The sequence below is a fragment of the Acinetobacter sp. GFQ9D191M genome, assembly GCF_011174875.1.
Taxonomy (GTDB): Bacteria; Pseudomonadota; Gammaproteobacteria; order Pseudomonadales; family Moraxellaceae; genus Acinetobacter.
Window position 1 is genome coordinate 1 of the sequence record NZ_JAALGV010000043.1, and the last position, 17601, is coordinate 17601.

Annotated in this window: 13 protein-coding genes and 1 pseudogene; 3 read left to right on the plus strand and 11 right to left on the minus strand. The window is 44.5% G+C overall.

What is annotated here, in order from left to right; all coding sequences use genetic code 11:
• Window positions 1-194: 194 nt before the first annotated feature.
• The 8 genes and pseudogenes from sohB to G5T77_RS07780 all read right to left on the minus strand — a co-directional run bounded on the left by sohB (window position 195) and on the right by G5T77_RS07780 (window position 9897).
• Window positions 195-1157: a protease SohB gene (gene sohB, locus G5T77_RS07745; RefSeq protein WP_159123126.1), complete on the minus strand. Its 963-nt coding sequence runs from the start codon at window positions 1155-1157 to the stop codon at window positions 195-197.
• Window positions 1158-1295: 138 nt separating this feature from the next.
• The gene (locus G5T77_RS07750; RefSeq protein ID WP_004782654.1) at window positions 1296-1538 is read right to left on the minus strand and encodes a hypothetical protein; all 243 of its coding nucleotides are present in this window, start codon (window positions 1536-1538) and stop codon (window positions 1296-1298) included.
• Between the two features lie 204 nt (window positions 1539-1742).
• Window positions 1743-2657, minus strand: coding sequence for a phosphate ABC transporter ATP-binding protein PstB (pstB, locus tag G5T77_RS07755; protein ID WP_166137188.1), 915 nt, complete (start codon window positions 2655-2657; stop codon window positions 1743-1745).
• A 13-nt stretch (window positions 2658-2670) separates the two neighbouring features.
• Window positions 2671-4062: a phosphate ABC transporter permease PstA gene (pstA, locus tag G5T77_RS07760; protein WP_166137185.1), complete on the minus strand. Its 1392-nt coding sequence runs from the start codon at window positions 4060-4062 to the stop codon at window positions 2671-2673.
• Window positions 4062-5441 carry a phosphate ABC transporter permease subunit PstC gene (gene pstC, locus G5T77_RS07765; RefSeq protein WP_166137181.1) on the minus strand — a complete coding sequence of 460 codons (1380 nt, stop codon included), beginning with the start codon at window positions 5439-5441 and terminating at the stop codon, window positions 4062-4064. The genes pstA and pstC overlap by 1 nt, the downstream gene beginning before the upstream one ends.
• Window positions 5442-5544: 103 nt before the next feature.
• The gene (locus G5T77_RS07770; RefSeq protein WP_166137178.1) at window positions 5545-6573 is read right to left on the minus strand and encodes a substrate-binding domain-containing protein; all 1029 of its coding nucleotides are present in this window, start codon (window positions 6571-6573) and stop codon (window positions 5545-5547) included.
• Window positions 6574-6764: 191 nt separating this feature from the next.
• Window positions 6765-8137 (minus strand): annotated as a pseudogene (locus tag G5T77_RS07775) (amino acid permease).
• Between the two features lie 44 nt (window positions 8138-8181).
• On the minus strand, window positions 8182-9897 hold the full coding sequence (locus G5T77_RS07780; RefSeq protein WP_166137175.1) for a thiamine pyrophosphate-binding protein: 1716 nt from the start codon (window positions 9895-9897) through the stop codon (window positions 8182-8184).
• A gap of 139 nt (window positions 9898-10036) precedes the next feature.
• On the opposite strand from G5T77_RS07780, the gene G5T77_RS07785 reads away from it, so the two are divergent.
• Window positions 10037-10510, plus strand: a complete 474-nt coding sequence (locus G5T77_RS07785; RefSeq protein ID WP_034703664.1) for an Lrp/AsnC family transcriptional regulator — start codon at window positions 10037-10039, stop codon at window positions 10508-10510.
• Window positions 10511-10564: 54 nt separating this feature from the next.
• On the opposite strand, the gene G5T77_RS07790 is transcribed toward G5T77_RS07785, so the two are convergent.
• Window positions 10565-11944: an aldehyde dehydrogenase family protein gene (locus G5T77_RS07790; protein ID WP_240904214.1), complete on the minus strand. Its 1380-nt coding sequence runs from the start codon at window positions 11942-11944 to the stop codon at window positions 10565-10567.
• A gap of 341 nt (window positions 11945-12285) precedes the next feature.
• On the opposite strand from G5T77_RS07790, the gene G5T77_RS07795 reads away from it, so the two are divergent.
• Window positions 12286-13338: an aromatic ring-hydroxylating dioxygenase subunit alpha gene (locus tag G5T77_RS07795; protein WP_166137169.1), complete on the plus strand. Its 1053-nt coding sequence runs from the start codon at window positions 12286-12288 to the stop codon at window positions 13336-13338.
• A gap of 91 nt (window positions 13339-13429) precedes the next feature.
• On the opposite strand, the gene G5T77_RS07800 is transcribed toward G5T77_RS07795, so the two are convergent.
• On the minus strand, window positions 13430-14962 hold the full coding sequence (locus tag G5T77_RS07800; RefSeq protein WP_166137166.1) for an aspartate aminotransferase family protein: 1533 nt from the start codon (window positions 14960-14962) through the stop codon (window positions 13430-13432).
• 3 nt (window positions 14963-14965) lie between these two features.
• Window positions 14966-16339: a diaminobutyrate--2-oxoglutarate transaminase gene (locus G5T77_RS07805; protein WP_034703655.1), complete on the minus strand. Its 1374-nt coding sequence runs from the start codon at window positions 16337-16339 to the stop codon at window positions 14966-14968.
• Window positions 16340-16815: 476 nt separating this feature from the next.
• Between G5T77_RS07805 and G5T77_RS07810 the strand changes: the two genes are divergently transcribed.
• Window positions 16816-17517, plus strand: coding sequence for an SIMPL domain-containing protein (locus G5T77_RS07810; protein WP_166137163.1), 702 nt, complete (start codon window positions 16816-16818; stop codon window positions 17515-17517).
• Window positions 17518-17601 lie beyond the last annotated feature (84 nt).

A 17601-nucleotide genomic window follows, 5' to 3' on the forward strand; every position in this document is an offset into this window, starting at 1 on the left:
TCCTCTTTCACTTGGAGATAGATCATACATAGCATCAGAATGAAAATGATACTGAAGAAGCCGAATAGTAAAAGAAAGGTGAGCATATAAAGGAGAAACCACTATAAGTCAGTTACTTATAGCATAATTGTTTAATTTTAAATCATAAAAAAGCCCACCGAAGTGAGCTTTTAGATTCATAACTGAATAATAAATTAAAGTTTAGGATCGCGCATCTGAACCAGATTTGAATTGGCTTTGGTTAGCGTATCTACCACTTTATTCATCACCGCAGGGATAAAAGAATCTGCAATTTGTGCTGCTTGCAAACCTAGTTTTTCACCCAGCGTTGGTTTTTTACGGGTCTGGATTAAATACACATCATGTTGTGGTAATAGGCCTAGCAGATATTCATCGGAAGTTTGCAGTTTATCTACCAGATTCAGGTCTAGGGCATCCTGACCATACCAGTGTTCACCCGTTGCCACTTTTTCAACATTTAACTGTGGACGATATTTTTCCACGAAGTGTTTAAACAAGGCATGTGTCTGTTGCAATTCTTCTTCAAACTTGGCTTTGCCTTCTTCGGTATTTTCACCAAACATGGTCACCGTACGTTTGTATTGACCCGCAGTATAAAGTTCAAAATCGATCTTGTTTTCTTTCAGCAGACGGTTAAAGTTCGGCACCTGTGCCACTACCCCAATTGAACCCACAATCGCAAACGGCGCAGAAATCACTTCATTTGCAATACACGCCATCATATAACCGCCACTGGCTGCCACTTTATCGACACAGATGGTCACATGGAAACCCGCTTCACGTAAGCGCACCAGTTGCGCAGCTGCAAGACCATAACCATGTACCATACCACCCGGACTTTCTAAACGTACAATGATACGATCACGACCAGCTTTTGCTGTAGATAGAATCAGGGTAATTTCTTCACGCAGGCTTTCTACTGCAGACGCAGCCATATCACCTTTAAAATCGAGCACATAGATTTTCTGGTTAGTTTTCTTACGCGCACGCGCTTCTTTTGACAATTGCTGGCTCAATTGCAAAAGTTCCAGTTTAGATGAAGTTGTTTGCGCTATTTTTTTTCGTTGCTCATTAATGCGCGCATTCAAATGACTAATACGGATTTCAGCGGGTAATTTGGGGGTATGAAATAACATAAAAATCGGGTCTCAATTATTTATATAGGTTTTATTTTAAGATAAGGTCAAATGAATTTTTTTCAATAGAATATTGTTGTTTAATTGCTGAAACGGAGCAGTATCCATATGGTCTTAGTAAGGCAAAAATAATTCGCACTATAGAAAATTGATGCCATGCTGATAAGATGCCCAGACAATAACACCGAACAATACAGCAGAATTCGCATATAAGGCTTTTTCCTGCTTTTTGAGATAGAAATTCAAACTGAGTCCATACAGCAATCCGATCAGTGTGTAAAACATGCTGCCGCCTTGTAATTGATGCCACAAACCACCAATGCTTAAAATTAAGGCAATCAGCAGCATCAGAAAAACTGACATCTTTTTGAGTATTTCCATAGCGGGTGCAACCTTTTCTTAGCATCTATCTTTTGACAGCTCTGCCATGTCAAAGACGGCATATTCTATAAGAATTTAGGGTACAATAGGATTCAGTTTATTCTTCCACATTTCACTGATTCAATTGATATATCTCCTATTCTTTGATTATTTTTAGATATAAAAAAAGAGCTTTTTAGCCCTTCTTTCATTAGATCAAACTTCTTAACCAAAACGCCCGGTAATATAGGCTTCAGTAAGCTGATGGTCAGGCTGGGTAAAGACTTTCTCGGTTGAGTTGACTTCGATCAGATCACCTAAATGGAAATAAGCAGTCCGATCAGAGACTCGTGCCGCCTGCTGCATGGAGTGAGTCACAATAGCAATGGTGTATTGGGTAGAAAGCTCAGAGATCAGTTCTTCAACTTTGGCTGTTGCAATTGGATCGAGTGCTGAACAGGGTTCATCCATCAGAATCACTTCAGGCGATACAGCAATGGTACGTGCGATACACAGACGCTGTTGCTGACCACCAGACAGACCTGTACCCGGCTGATTCAGACGATCTTTCACTTCTTCCCAAAGTCCTGCTTTACGCAAACTATTCTCAACAATTTCTTCCAGATCATATTTGTCCCGGGCCAGTCCATGGAGTTTTGGACCATAGGCCACGTTATCAAAAATAGATTTCGGGAATGGATTTGGTTTCTGGAAGACCATGCCAACTTGGGCACGCAGTAAAACCACGTCCAGGTTAGGGTCATAAATATCCTGATGGTCCAGCATTACTTTACCCGTCACCCGGCAGCTATCAATAGTGTCATTCATGCGGTTTAAGGTCCGCAGGAAAGTTGATTTACCACAACCTGATGGCCCAATAAAAGCGATCACTTCATTTTCATAGATGTTCAGGTCAATGCCTTTAATCGCCTCTGATTCACCATAATACACATGGACATCGGAGGTGCTGAGTTTGACATTGCTAGACTTGGGTGCCTGTGCTGCTTCTGCCTGCTGACCCAATTGAGAGATAAATGAAGTCGCTGGTTTCTGTGCAGCATCATCGGCTGTAAATTGTATTTGCTGTGGATTCACTGATGGATCCTTTTCTAAGGAATTTAAAATTTCAGTTGTATTCATGATTTTGCCCCTCTTACCAACGGACTTCAAATTTCTTACGTAACCAGATAGCCAGACTGTTCAGGCTCAGCATCATCGCAAGAAGAACAATAATGGCTGCAGCAGTACGCCCTTCAAAGAAGTTACGCAGTTCATTGCCCTGCCACAGGAAGATTTGCACTGGCAATGCAGTTGATTGATCAAACGGCGTTGCAGGCACGCTGGCAACAAAGGCACTCATACCAATTAACAGCAGCGGTGCTGTTTCACCCAAGGCTTGGGCAACACCAATAATGGCACCGGTGAGAATCCCCGGTAATGCGAGTGGTAATACATGATGGAATACAGTCTGGATACGCGAAGCACCTAAGCCCAAAGCTGCCTGACGAATCGACGGCGGAACCGCTTTCAGCGAGGCTCGAGTGGTAATGATGACGGTAGGTAAAGTCATTAAGCTCAGTACCAGCCCCCCCACCAACGGTGCAGAAAGAGGTAAATGCATCCAGCCAATAAAGATCGCTGCACCTAGCAAACCAAACACAATCGAAGGAACTGCAGCCAGGTTATTGATGTTGACTTCTACAATATCGGTAATCCAGTTTTTTGGTGCAAACTCTTCCAGATAAATGGCTGAGGCTACGCCAATCGGGATCGAGATAAAGATCACAATTAGCATCATGAACAGCGAGCCCATAAATGCACCTGCCAGACCAGAGGTGGCTGGGGAGCTACGTGAGTCCGGACTGACAAATATGTTGGTATTAAAGCTATTTTCAATCACGCCAGAAGCTTTCATTTTATCTGCCAGTTGGCGGACTTCAGGACTGAGCTGCTGTTGTTCTGCGGGTAAATCACGGTCGATGTTTCCTGCCAGCCAGACATCGACATTGGCATCAGCCAGAATTTTAACTTGCTTTGTCTGTCCAACCAAAGCCGGATCATTCAGGACCATATCACGAAGGCGATAAGCTTCTGAACTGGTGTATAACGTACTAAGCTCATCACGCTGTGCTGCCAGTTTTGCATCACGGGCTATCATGCCATTCACGATCAGCGCTTCCCAGTCCACCATGCCGACATCCATTTGCCAGCTGATCATACGCTCTTCAAACTGCGCCGGAGATTCGCTTTCTCTTTGTACCGGTTTTGCTCCGATATCAACAATGGCCGGATCAAAATGAATCGGCAGGCTCATGCTGCTTTGCCAGAATGCCGGTAGACCTTTGGCCAGAATGCTGCCAAACAGCAAAACGACAAAGAATAAACCAGCCAGTACCGCTGAAAAACCAAACCACTTAAAAACCTTTTCCCGGCGATGGCGTTTTGCCAGCGAGTTCTGAATGGTCTGTTTGCGCTGCTCACGTTGTTCAGCTGCCACAGCAGGATCAATGGACTGATCTAGGGGTGTGGTGTTTGAAGTCGTCATTAGTCGTATTGCTCACGATATTTACGCACAATTATCAGTGCAATAATGTTCAGTCCCAGCGTAATTACAAACAGGGTTAAACCTAAGGCAAATGCCACCAGAGCTTGCGGGCTGGCAAAGTCAGTATCACCCGTTAGCTGATTGACAATGGTAATGGTAACGGTAGACACAGCTTCGAGTGGATTACCATGTAGCTGCGGGCTGTTTCCTGCCGCAAGTACCACAATCATGGTTTCGCCAATAGCTCGGGAGGCTGCTAGCAGGAAGGCGCCAATGATGCCCGGTAAAGCTGCAGGAATAACGACCTGGCGAATGGTTTCTGATTTGGTTGCGCCCAGACCGAGTGATCCGTCACGCAGGGCACGCGGCACCTGGGTAATAATGTCATCAGACAATGAAGACACAAAAGGAATGATCATGATGCCCATCACAAAGCCCGCAGTCAGTGCACTGGTGGCATTAATATGAATACCGACCATTGCGCCCAGTGACTTGATAAATGGGCCAATGATCATCAGGGCAAAAACCCCATAAACAATGGTCGGAATACCGGCCAGAACCTCAATGGTCGGTTTGGCCCAGGAACGGAATTTTGGCGAGGCATATTCAGCCAGATAAATTGCAATCATCAGGCCGACCGGAACTGCAACCAGCAAGGCAATACCACTGACCATCAGTGTGCCCCAGAGCAGTGGCAGCAAACCATAACTGCCCTCCGCATTACCCGAAGTACTAAAACCCGGGTCCCATACTGTGCCAAAGAAAAAGTCGATTGGACTGACAAAGCTAAAGAAACGCATGGCTTCGCCAAACATTGACATCACGATGCCGAGCGTAGTCAGAATCGCGACACCCGAGCAAAGTGCCAGGCCAATATTAATGGTTTTCTCAACCTGATTACGTGCTCTTAACTGGGAACTGATGCGCTGCTTGGCCCAGACCAGTCCTGCCAATGCAGCTGAAATGACCACGGCCAATTTGGCATAGGTGCCAATAACAGCAACTCGCGCCAACTGCTCTGCCGCTGCCAGTTCATACGGCTGTGGGGTATCACTGACACCAAAACCTGATGCAATAGCCTGCACCCGATCTACCACTACACCCAGGCTGGCCGGATCAAGTCCTGCAGAGATTTGCTCAGGTAAATGATTGAGTACCACCTGTTCCAAAATACTGGGTTCCACCAGATTCCAAACCATCAAAATTAAAAATGCAGGGATGCCACACCAGAGTGCTACCATCGCCCCGTAGTAGCCTGGACGTGAATGCAGTGCTGCGGAATTATTGCCCTTACCTGCTAGATGACGACTTTTAGTCAGTCCGATTTGATAGGCGATGGCAATAATCGCCAGAAGTACGCCTATGAGTAGCAGATTCATGTATTCTCCACTGGTTTCTCAATTTTCATGGTTCGAAAAAACCTGTTTATCACGAAACGCCGATGACAGGTCACCCCATCATCAGCGATTGAAGCAAGGTGAATTACTTCACCACTACCGCTTTACCTGCTTTAAAGTTAGCCAGTACTGCTGCGCGCTCTTTGTCTGACATTGAAATCAGGCCAGCTCTCTCAAGCTTGGAACCTTTACCAGAAACTTTCTTGTTCAGGAAATATTCAGTAAATTGTTGCAGGCCTTTGATTGATTTCAGGTGCTCGCCTTTCACATAGAAGAACAATGGACGAGATACCGGATAAGAACCATTCAGAATCGTATTTTCAGAAGGAGCAACGTTGTTGACGGTTGCTACACGTAGCTTATCGCGGTTTTGATCGTAAAAGCCCAAGCCGAATACGCCAACAGCGCTCGGTGAGGTTTTTAAGCGTGCCAAGGTTTCAGTATAGTCACCTGAAATTTCAACAACACGGCCATCTTTACGGAAGCTGGTACATGCTTTTTTCTGTGCATCTTTCGCTAGAGCCTTAATAGCAGCATACGATTTACAACCTGCATCCACCATCTTCTCCTGGAAGACTTCGCGCGTTCCATGATTCGAAGCCGGAATTACCAGCGTGATCGGCTCATTCGGTAATGATGAATCGATTTGGTTCCAGCGAGTATATGGGTTAGGTACCATTTTACCCTTAGCCGGCAACTCTGCCGCTAATGCAGCATAAACATGCTGTGGACGTAATTTGTATGCCGCTTTTTTGGCATTTGAAGCAAAGACGATGCCGTCATAACCAATCTTGATTTCGAGAACCTGGTTCACACCATTTTTCTTACATTCTGCCAATTCAGAGCTTTTGATCTGACGTGAAGCATTGGCGATATCAATGGTGTTATCCCCTACACCATTACAAAACTGTTTTAAACCACCTGAAGAACCGCCAGAACCGACAACCGGAGTTTTGAACTGCGGAAAGGTATTGCCAAACTCTTCAGCCACAATACTGGCATAAGGCAGAACGGTTGAAGACCCTGCAATCTGAATTGTATCTCGTGCAGCATTTGCTGTAGTTGCTGCAGCCCCGGTTAAAGCTAAAGCTAAGGCAATATTGGTAAAGCGCATTCTGTATCTCTCTCATTTATACAACTTGGGAGTACGCCACTTTTTATTCAGTTTTGTACTTGTTTCGATACATGCATTGTGGTTTTAGAATATGACAGACAGGTTACAGCTTTATGACGTTTTAATGATAATTAAATAGACAGTTTGCACCTTATGGACATAAAAAAAGACCCTGTTCAGGGTCTTTAAGTTTAGTGACTTGATTCGGGCAATAATACTGGTTTTCGACGATATTTCATCACATAGAGCACACTGAGAAACAGCAACCAGACCGGCACCAGCGCAACAGCAATCTGCATTTCTTTGGTAAAGCTCATGATCATTAAAATCATGATGATAAATGAAATCGTCAGGTAATTACTCCAGCGGCCAAACAGACTTGGGAATGCGGTCGTCTGCTGCTGTTCCTGCATGGCTTTTCTGAATTTCAGATGGGTCAGTGAAATCATCAGCCAGTTAATCACCAGAGCTGAAACCACCAGTAGCATCAGAATACCGAAAGCTTCACCCGGCATGAGGTAATTCATTAATACACAGATACCGGAGACTGCTGCCGAGAATAGAACAGCATTTACCGGGATACCACGGCGGTTAATTTTCTTTAAAAATGCGGGTGCATTACCTTGCTGGGCCAGACCCAATAACATACGGGTATTACAGTAGATACAACTGTTATAGACCGAAAGTGCAGCGACCAGAACTACAAAATTAAGAACATTCGCCACACCATGGCTGTTCAATGACTGGAAAATCATTACGAACGGGCTACCGCCCTGCGCCACCAGATTCCATGGATAGAGACATAGCAACACTCCAATGGCACCAATATAGAAAATCAGTACACGGTAGACAATCTGATTGACTGCTTTTGGAATGGTCTTTTCTGGATTTTTGGTTTCACTGGCGGCAATACCAATCAGCTCCAGCCCGCCAAATGCAAACATAATCACGGCAAGTGCCATCATAAAGCCCGACCAGCCCTCAGGGAAAAATCCGCCATGCTGCCACAAGTTGGTCACACTGGCCTGACTGCCAGCAGAACCGCTAAACAGCAGATAGATCCCGAATCCGATCATGCTTAAAATGGCAATGATCTTGACCATAGAAAATATAAATTCGCTCTCACCGAAGAATTTGACATTGACCAGATTGATGCCGTTCATGAGCAGGAAGAATGCCAGTGCCGTGAGCCAGGTCGGAATCTCCGGCCACCAGAACTGAACAAAAGTACCAATTGCACTCAACTCAGCCATACTGACTAATACATAGAGAACCCAATAGTTCCAGCCTGAAATAAAGCCTGCTTTTTTCCCCAGTATTTATTGGCAAAATAACTGAATGAACCACTGACCGGTTCATGCACTACCATTTCACCCAATTGGCGCATGATCAGAAATGCAATGATGCCAGCGATGGCATAGCCCAAAAGCACTGATGGGCCTGCCAGCTGAATCGTATGTGATAAACCTAAAAATAATCCTGTACCGATCGCTCCGCCTAAGGCGATTAACTGGATATGCCGGTTGGAAAGCTGTTTTTTTAATTGATGATCTTCAACATCCATATTGTCACTCCTTGTGAACAATTTTTTTTAATTTCTACATTTTGCTAGATTGCCTTTTTGTAGGGAGGTGTATTCTGCTCGACTAGCTGCTTATAACCATATTCACCATAGTCATAGCGTGCCACGACTTCAGCAAACTGTTTTAAGCGTTGTGGAGCATCCATACGTGGAAGTTGCAGTTCAATCAGACATAATTCCTCAACCTGATGAACTTGTGCGAGTGTACGCTTTAATTCTGCCGGGGTTTTCACTATATGAGCCTGATGCGGAGTATCAGCAGAAAAGACTTGAGCAAACTGGCTGTATTTCCAGTTCTGAATATCGTTGTACTTGGCATTTTCACCCATGATCAAACGTTCAATGGTATAGCCGCCATTATTCAAAATAAAAATTACAGGTTTTAAGCCTTCTCTTAATAAGGTAGAAAGCTCCTGAATGGTCAGCTGAATCGAACCATCTCCAATAAAGAGCAGATGACGGCGCTGAGGTGCAGCAAGCATACTGCCAAGCAAGGCAGGCAAGGTATAGCCGATTGAACCCCAGATCGGTTGAACCAGATACTTGGCGGTCACCGGCAAGGTCAATCCTGATAAACCTGCATTTGCAGTGCCCACTTCTGCCACAATCACATCATCTTCCTGCAAGAATTCAGAAATCTGCTGCCAGAGTGCAGTTTGGCTCAGCGCAGTATTTTCTTCGAGCTGTTGAGTTTGTAACAATGGTTTCGGTGCAGGATTAAAAGTACGTGGTTGATCATCTAAAGTCTGTTTTGAGATGGCTTGGATCAACTGAGCTAAATCCAGTCCACTGATCATCTGTCCATCTAGACAAAGACAGGAATCCGCCAGATACAGCATATTTTGTGCGGATACACGATGTGAGAAAAATGCGGTGGCCACATCGGTAAAACGTGGTCCAATAGCGATCAGGCAGTCCGACTGTTCCACCAACTGACAAGTCGATGCTGCGCTTGCTGCACCTGCATAAACGCCCGCATATAAGGGGTGACTTTCATTCATGATATTTTTGGCAGTAGACAGGCAGGTATAGGGAATCTGCATGCGCTCAGCCCAATTTTGCAGCATATCGGTGAGCTGGAAAATTTCTGCTTCATTGTCAATGAGCAGGACTGGCTGACGTGCCTGTTTGATGCGTTTGGCTATTCGTGCCGCAGTGTCTTGCAGAAGTTTTGGATCACTCTGTGGACGGCTCAGATCCAGAGGCTGCTTGGGCACTTTAATCTGAAGATGGGTAATATCCGATGGAAGCTGAATATGAACCGGTCGACGCATCAATATACATTGCTTCAATACCCGGTCAATTTCACTCACTGCATTGGCTGGAGTCAAACGTGTCTGTGCCACGGTAAATTCGCGCATGCAGTTCATGATATTGTCATAATCGCCATCAATCAGGGTATGGTGTAACAAAGCACCCTGTTCTACGGCATGCAAAGGCGGAATACCGGAAATATGCACCATGGCAACCTGCTCGGCATATGCACCTGCAATGCCGTTAATCGCGCTCAGGTCACCCACACCATAAGTGGTGAGTAAAGCACCGACACCATGCAGACGTGCATAGCCATCTGCTGCATACGCCGCATTGAGCTCATTACAGTTACCGATAAATTCCAGTTTTGGATCAATTTCGATCTGTTCTAAATAGGAGAGATTAAAGTCACCTGGTACACCAAAAATATGCTGAATTCCTAGCTCTTGCAGGCGCTGATTAAGGTACTGACCAATTTCCATAAACATTATTATTTTCCCTATCACTTATCATGCTTCAATTACAGAATATTGCATTTCATTTTCTGATTTCGTGCATAATGCAAGTCACAATGATTCAAAAACACATAAAACGTGTATCGGATAAGGATTCAATGCAATGGATGCAATGGATAAATTTGACTGGAAAATCATCCAGGCTTTGCAAAAAAATGGGCGCCTGACGAATCAGGAAATCGGAGATTTAATCGGTTTGTCAGCCTCTCAATGTTCTAGACGGCGTCAGCTGCTAGAGCAAAAAGGAATTATTTTGGGTTATAGCGCCTGCATTCATCCTGAAGCTTTGGGAATTGCAGTTTTGGCTATGGTTCAGGTCAATCTCAAAACACATGACGCAGCAGCGAAGATCGCTTTTCAACAATTGATTGAAGAAGAAGAAGCTATTCAGGAAGCTTTTTCTTTAAGTGGTGATGCAGATTTCATGTTAAAAGTAGGCGCTAAAAATCTGGAAATGCTGGCAAATTTTGTGACTGAAAAATTACTAAGCTGTAATTTTATCGGCCATATCAAATCTTATATTGTCTTAAATAAATTCAAGCAATTACATTTTGATTTTCAGGCTGCCCGCCCTTTATTACGTTAATATGTCTTAAGGTAAAAGAAAAAAGCTCAAGTACAACTTGAGCTTTTTTTTGATTTAATTTTTATTGATATGAACAACCTGCTGAATCGTATTTTCGAGCAGACCACTCAGTCCGAACTGGGCACCAATGCCTGAATGCTTCCATCCCCCAAAAGGTACATGCGGGAAAATCTCACCATGCGTATTGATCCACGCCGTACCACAACTCAGTCGCTGTGCAAACTGCTGCGCCTGCTCTAGATTGGATGACCAGATCGAACCACCTAAACCAAAATCCGTATTGTTGGCTTCAGTCAGTACTTCTTCAATATCATGATAACGGATCAAAGGTAATACCGGACCAAACTGCTCTTCCTGAACCAGACGGCTATCTGGGCTCACATTGGTCACGATCGTCGGCGCAATAAAATAACCTGCATCCGGTAGATTTTGCTCAGATGTCATGACTATTGCCCCTTCATCCTGAGCTTCCTGAATCATGGCCTGAACTTTTTGGTATTGTTTAATATTTTGTACCGGACCAAAAGTAGTCGTTTCAGCTAAACCATAGCCCAGAGACTGTTGCTGTGCGACTTTCACTAATTCCTGTGCCAGTGCATCATACTGGCTGTCATGCACATAAAGACGCTTCAACGCTGCACAGGTCTGGCCCATGTTGATAAAAGCTCCATCAAAGATTCGGACTGCCATTGCCTGAATGTCGGTATCTGGCAAAACAATACCTGCATCATTGCCACCAAGTTCCAGTGTCAGATGTTTGAAAGTCGCGGCTGCATTTTGCATGATTCTTTGCCCAGTCGCAGTTGAACCGGTAAATACCACTTTGGCAATTGCAGGGTGACTGGTCAGCTTGGCACCAACTTCGCCGCCACCTGTAAGTATAGATACGACTCCAGGTGCAACTTCTTGCTGAATCAGCTCACCGAGTCGAAGGGTCGACAATGGGGTAAATTCTGAAGGCTTATTGATCACCACGTTGCCAGCGCGAATTGCCGGCATGATATGCCAGACAGCAATCATCAAAGGCCAGTTCCATGGAGTGACCGATGCCACAATCCCTAAAGGCCGATGATGCAGTTCGATCCGTTTATTGGCATCATCCTGTAAGATTTCAGTTTCAATCTTGAGTTCTGCCTGATAGCGGGTCCAGGCAATGGCCCCACCGACTTCAAATTCAGCCAGCGCATAAGGTTTGCCCTGCTCCTGCACCACTAAACGCGCTAATTCTTCCCGGTGTTCTTCAATACGATCCGCAATACGATGCAGAATTGACTGTCGCGTTGCATCATCCGTATTTTTCCATTGGTGAAAAGCCTGCTCGGCACTACGGATGATGTCTTCAACTTGTGCTTCTGAGGGAGAGGAACACAGTGCCAATACCTGCTCATCAGCAGGATTGATCACCACAAAACTTTCGCCACCGCCTTGTACCATTTTTCCTTGAATAATACAGCCAACGGGTTGGGATACATGCAAATTAGTCATCTCTTCATCCTGAATCAGATATTTTTGTTGTTCCCTGACATTAGCTGATTTTATCTGAACGGAGCTTGCATATCACATTAGGCATAAAGCCCTAAATACACATTTTGTGCATGAAAAATAAAAGAAGCATTTTTCGGAACTTTAAATATTGCTTCCTTTAATTTTTTTGCCTATAGCTCATTCCTCCTTACATCCTGTTCGAATTTATGCAACAGGATGTCCTGATCTTTGAAATTTCGTAGAACATCACATTGGCCTATATTGAAATAAAGAATCACAGTGATAGCGCCATGAACAGCACAACCATTCCAGTTTTCAATCCCGATTTACCCATTCACATGACATTTGAAGAACATGACTGGCATCTCCTAGCTCAATATTGGTATCCAGTGGCCTTAGCCCGTGATATTTCCGAACAGCCGTTAGGGACAATGTTGCTAGATATGCCACTGGTCATTTACAAGATGCAGGATGAACTAGTTGTGGCCAAAGATGCCTGTCCGCATCGTGGTGTGCCTTTAAGTCTGGGGAAAAATGATGGTCAAGGCATCGTCTGTCCTTATCATGGCTTACGTTTTGGTACACAAGGTAAATGCAACCGTATCCCTGCCCATCCACAGCATAAAATTTCAGATCGGTTTCATTTACGGACCTATGCGGCTGTAGAACGCTATGGTCTGATCTGGTGTTCACTGACAGCTGACAAAGATGCTGAACCGAATATTCCAGTGATGCCTTATTGGAATGATGCAGATTATCAGCAACTGATTTGCCCACAAGTCGACATCAAATGTTTTGCTGGCAGACAGCTAGAAGGCTTTATTGATGTCGCCCATTTTGCCTGGGTACATCCGGATACCTTTGGTGATCCAGATGATGTCGAAGTCCCGAATTACATCACAACAGAAACTGAATATGGTTTCAGTGCCGACTATATCAGCAGTGTCGGCCGTTATCCGATTGGGTTAGATCAGCGTGGTCAGGAAGATTTTAAATGGTTGAGACATTTTGAAATTAGCCTACCCTTTACCGCGACCCTGACCATCCATTTCCCTAATGATGCTAAACAGGTGATTATGAATGCTGCTTCACCGATGACCGCCCGTCAGACCCGACTGTTTGCTCCTATCTGTCGTAACTATGATAAAGACTTACCCGTCGAAGAAGCCTATGATTTTAATCTGAAGATTTTTGAAGAAGATCGCCTGATTGTCGAAAACCAGAAGCCCGAATTTCTACCGCTTGACCTATCTCTGGAAGCACATTTCCCGGCAGATCGCAGCTCCAGCATGTACCGTAAACTATTAAGAAAAAAAGGCTTTAGTCCTTTATTTGCAGCTTAATTTTATTTGAAGCTGATAATGATCTATTTACATATCGAAACCCAATAAAAAAGGAGATCTTAACGATCTCCTTTTTTCCACCTGCAACCGCTTATGCGATTGGCGGCGTATAAGTACCATCAGCAATTGAATCCTTGATACGGTCCGCTTCTGCAAGCACAAGTGCCAACAGGTTCTTCACATTTTCAAGCGTTGCAACCGGGCTTAAAGTCGTCATTTTCAGAGATTGCACCTGACCAACTTTAGTGACGCCAATATTCGCTTCACCACGTGCAAACAGTTCATCTGCCACGTTCTGGTTCAACGTATCGATAAACTCAGCCGGATAGCCTTCTGGTACCACACGGAACAGTACGGATGCAAACTGAGGTTCAACCAGCAGCTCCAGCCCTGACGTTGCCTTGATGTAATCTGCCACCTCACGGGTCAGATCCACACCGTGGTCGATCATCGAACCATACAGTTCTTCACCGAGTGCTTCTACGGTCATCCACAATTTCAACGCGTCAAAACGACGGGTCGTTTGCAGAGATTTCGATACCAGGTTCGGTACGCCATGTTCTTCGTCATACGCAGAGTTTAGGTATTCCGCTTCGTAGTGCATGAAACGATAGTTCGCTTCATCTTTCAGCAAGAACGCACCACATGAAATGGTTTGGAAGTAATGTTTATGGAAGTCCAAAGTCACTGAATCAGACAGTTCGATACCATCCAGCATAGAACGGTATTTATTCGACAGAATCAGTGCACCACCCCATGCAGCGTCGATGTGCATCCACGCGCCATATTTATTGGTGATTTTACGAATCTGTTTGAGTGGATCAATCGCACCCGCATCTGTAGTACCTGCAGTCGCAACTACACATGCTACAATTTTACCTTCAACTTGAAGATGCGCCATGGTTTTTTCCAGCGCATCCACATCCATCTGTGCATTTTCATTGACAGGAACAGTCACCACAGACTGGAAACCCATGCCCATCATGGCCATGTTCTTTTGCACAGAGAAGTGTGCATTTTCAGAACAGATCACTTTGACATTACGCATTGCATCCGCAGGGATACCATCGCGCTGAACCGACCATGGATTGCCGTTTTCATCTTTCCAGTTTTTCGCAATGCAGGCATCACGAGCCAGCAGTACGCCCATCAAGTTTGATTGCGTGCCACCTGAAGTGAACACACCCGCCTGACCTGAGCCATAGCCGACTTTTTGGCGTAACCAGTCAATCAGCTGCACTTCCATCAAAGAACCTGCCGGGCTTTGATCCCAAGAGTCCATTGACTGGTTAGTTGCATTGATTAACACTTCCGCGATCTGGCTAGTGACCATTGTCGGGCAATGCAAATGCGCAAGCGAATGCGGGTGATGTACTTTCAAGCTCTTGTTGAGGAATAACTCAACCATACGCTCTAAAGATTTCTGTACGCCCAAGCCTTCTTTAGAAGGATTGAACGCAATTGCGCTACGCAATTCCTTGATGCTACCGCCGGTATACATCTTGTCGTTTTGCAACCATGCTGCAACCGCTTTGGTCGCCTGATCCATCGCTGACTCATAGTCAGCGATAGATGCAGCATCATTGCAGAGTAACGCTTTACGGTGTTCTGCAAAATCTACCATGAATTATGCGCCTCGAACTGCGATTAGAGCTTCAGCAACCGCTTTCTTGAAGCGAACCAGAACTTCTTCACACTCAGCCTGAGTGATGATCAATGGGCAAAGTAAACGGATCACTGTACCGTTACGACCACCTTTTTCCAGCAACAGTTTGTTGTTGAAACAAGCGGTTTGAATTGCTGCAGCCAATTGGCCATCAGCAGGGAAAGAACCCATATGATCCGCTGGTTTACGCTCGTCGACGATTTCAACACCGATCATCAGACCGCGACCACGTACGTTACCGATACATGGGAATTCAGCCGCCAGCTTTTTCAGTTCAGCTTGCAGGAAATCACCACGTTCTTGTGCATTTTGCGCAAGATTTTGTTCTTTAATGGTTTGTAGAGTCGCAAGACCTGTACCCATTGCCAACTGGTTACCACGGAAAGTACCGGTGTGGCCAGCAGGCTGCCATGCATCGAACTTACGTTTGATACCCAGTACTGCAAGTGGCAAGCTACCGCCAACAGCTTTAGACATGACAACCACATCAGGTTCGATCCCTGCGTGTTCGAATGCAAACATTTTGCCTGAACGCGCAAAGCCCGCTTGAACTTCGTCAAGAATCAACACAATATTGTGTTTTTCAGTCACTTCACGGATTTTCTGCAACCATTTTACAGGTGCTGTTACCACACCGCCTTCACCTTGGATTGCTTCAAGAATCACAGCTGCTGGCTTGGTTACACCGCTTTCGACATCTTCAATGAAGTTTTCGAAATAATAAGTCAAAGCATCAACGCCCGCTTCACCACCCAGACCTAGTGGACAACGGTATTCATGCGGATATGGCATGAATTGAACGCCTGGCATTAAACCATTCACCGAGTTCTTCGCAGACAGGTTACCTGTCATTGCCAAAGAACCGTGAGTCATACCGTGATAGCCACCAGAGAAGCTGATCACTGAACTACGGCCAGTAAAGGTTTTGGCTAGTTTAATCGCTGCTTCTGTTGCATCTGCACCAGATGGACCACAGAACTGTAAGCAATATTCTTCTTTGCCACCTGGCAGGTAAGCAAGAAGTGCTTCAGTAAAAGCATCTTTTAAAGGAGTTGTGAGATCCAGCGTATGCAATGGAAGACCGCTTGCAAGTGTGTCCTGGATACTTTGAATGACCGCAGGGTGATTATGGCCTAATGCCAATGTCCCTGCCCCAGCTAAACAATCAAGGTACTCCGTACCTTCAACATCGGTAACCCAGCAACCTTGTGCTTTCGCTATCGCTAACGGTAATTTACGTGGATAACTACGCACATTCGATTCCATCTGACTTTGGCGAGTCAAGTAGTATTCGTTTGTGGAATTGGTGGCAGGATTTACAGAAGAAACGCTCATATCGAATTACCATCTCTGATATGGGTTGAAAGAAATAAGTCTGGTGACTTGCGGTCGTTTGACTCGGTGCTTTATATAATCTAGTTAGACAATTTTCTATTCAGTAACTAGGAGAGGCGGATAATACAGTTTTTTTCAGGAAAATAAACAACTTTTAGTATCAATTTGCCTCGGCTGTTATTGAAAAAATATATCAAAAAATGTTGCTGTCTAAATTATCAACTTTATGCATAGTAATGACAAGGAAGCCTAAACATTTTATGCAATTTTGTTGTCATGAATACAACAGTGTAATTATCAAACAATTATCTCAATAAGTATATAATTTTCATCACATTTGGTTCCGATATATCTACAATAAATAAAATATATTTTTAACAATCCAACGACAATAATTTCGGAATATCAACACATTTCCACCTTAGTATTTTATGATCAGCACAAGGCCAACAATTCCACTAAAACAGGACAACAAAATGCGTCTTTCTTCTTTTTCAGCGCTTGCTTTGCTCGGCGCATTATCTTCTGCCGCTTTCGCAGCTCCTGAAGAAACCTTGAATTATAATGTGGTGAATATCTCGGCAGAAGCCAGTCGCGATATTTCCAATGACCTGATGAATGCCAATTTATTTGTTGAAAAATCCAATAAACAGCCCGCTGAGCTTGCAGCACAAATCAATCAGTTGATGACGCAGGCCATTAATACTGCTAAAAAATATCCTACGGTAAAAATTGAAACCGGTTCACAGCATACCTATCCAGTCTATGACAACGACAACCGCAAGTTAAGAGAATGGCGTGCTCGTGCGCAGGTACGGATTGAATCGACTGACTTTAAAGCCGCCTCGCAACTGATTGCTGAGCTACAACAGAACTTCCAGACTGAATCGATTAACTTCACAGTATCTGAAGCAAAACGTAAAAAAGTCGAAAACGAGCTGATGCTTGAAGCTTCGAAAAACTTCCAGCAACGTGCGCAAAGTCTGGCGCAAGTCTGGAACAAACCAGGCTATCAACTGGTGAATCTGAATATCAATACCAATAATTCGGGTTATCCACCTATACCACGCATGGCGATGGCCAAATCTGCTTATGCCGAAGCAGTTCCAGAACAGGAAATGGCAGCGGGTGAATCCAAAATGACCGTGAGCACCAATGGTTCTATTCAGTTTAAATAAGTCTTAATGAAATTATTTAGATGTTTAAAAACCACCCTTTTGGGTGGTTTTTTATCACTTGAAAATTCTTTGAAAAATCAATGC

Excerpts from the sequence above, each read along its gene's own strand:
- sohB (WP_159123126.1), bottom strand. The coding sequence starts at position 1,157 with ATGTTATTTCATACCCCCAAATTACCCGCTGAAATCCGTATTAGTCAT.
- G5T77_RS07750 (WP_004782654.1), bottom strand. The coding sequence starts at position 1,538 with ATGGAAATACTCAAAAAGATGTCAGTTTTTCTGATGCTGCTGATTGCC.
- pstB (WP_166137188.1), bottom strand. The coding sequence starts at position 2,657 with ATGAATACAACTGAAATTTTAAATTCCTTAGAAAAGGATCCATCAGTG.
- pstA (WP_166137185.1), bottom strand. The coding sequence starts at position 4,062 with ATGACGACTTCAAACACCACACCCCTAGATCAGTCCATTGATCCTGCT.
- pstC (WP_166137181.1), bottom strand. The coding sequence starts at position 5,441 with ATGAATCTGCTACTCATAGGCGTACTTCTGGCGATTATTGCCATCGCC.
- G5T77_RS07770 (WP_166137178.1), bottom strand. The coding sequence starts at position 6,573 with ATGCGCTTTACCAATATTGCCTTAGCTTTAGCTTTAACCGGGGCTGCA.
- G5T77_RS07780 (WP_166137175.1), bottom strand. The coding sequence starts at position 9,897 with ATGTTTATGGAAATTGGTCAGTACCTTAATCAGCGCCTGCAAGAGCTA.
- G5T77_RS07785 (WP_034703664.1), top strand. The coding sequence starts at position 10,037 with ATGGATAAATTTGACTGGAAAATCATCCAGGCTTTGCAAAAAAATGGG.
- G5T77_RS07790 (WP_240904214.1), bottom strand. The coding sequence starts at position 11,944 with ATGGTACAAGGCGGTGGCGAAAGTTTTGTGGTGATCAATCCTGCTGAT.
- G5T77_RS07795 (WP_166137169.1), top strand. The coding sequence starts at position 12,286 with ATGAACAGCACAACCATTCCAGTTTTCAATCCCGATTTACCCATTCAC.
- G5T77_RS07800 (WP_166137166.1), bottom strand. The coding sequence starts at position 14,962 with ATGGTAGATTTTGCAGAACACCGTAAAGCGTTACTCTGCAATGATGCT.
- G5T77_RS07805 (WP_034703655.1), bottom strand. The coding sequence starts at position 16,339 with ATGAGCGTTTCTTCTGTAAATCCTGCCACCAATTCCACAAACGAATAC.
- G5T77_RS07810 (WP_166137163.1), top strand. The coding sequence starts at position 16,816 with ATGCGTCTTTCTTCTTTTTCAGCGCTTGCTTTGCTCGGCGCATTATCT.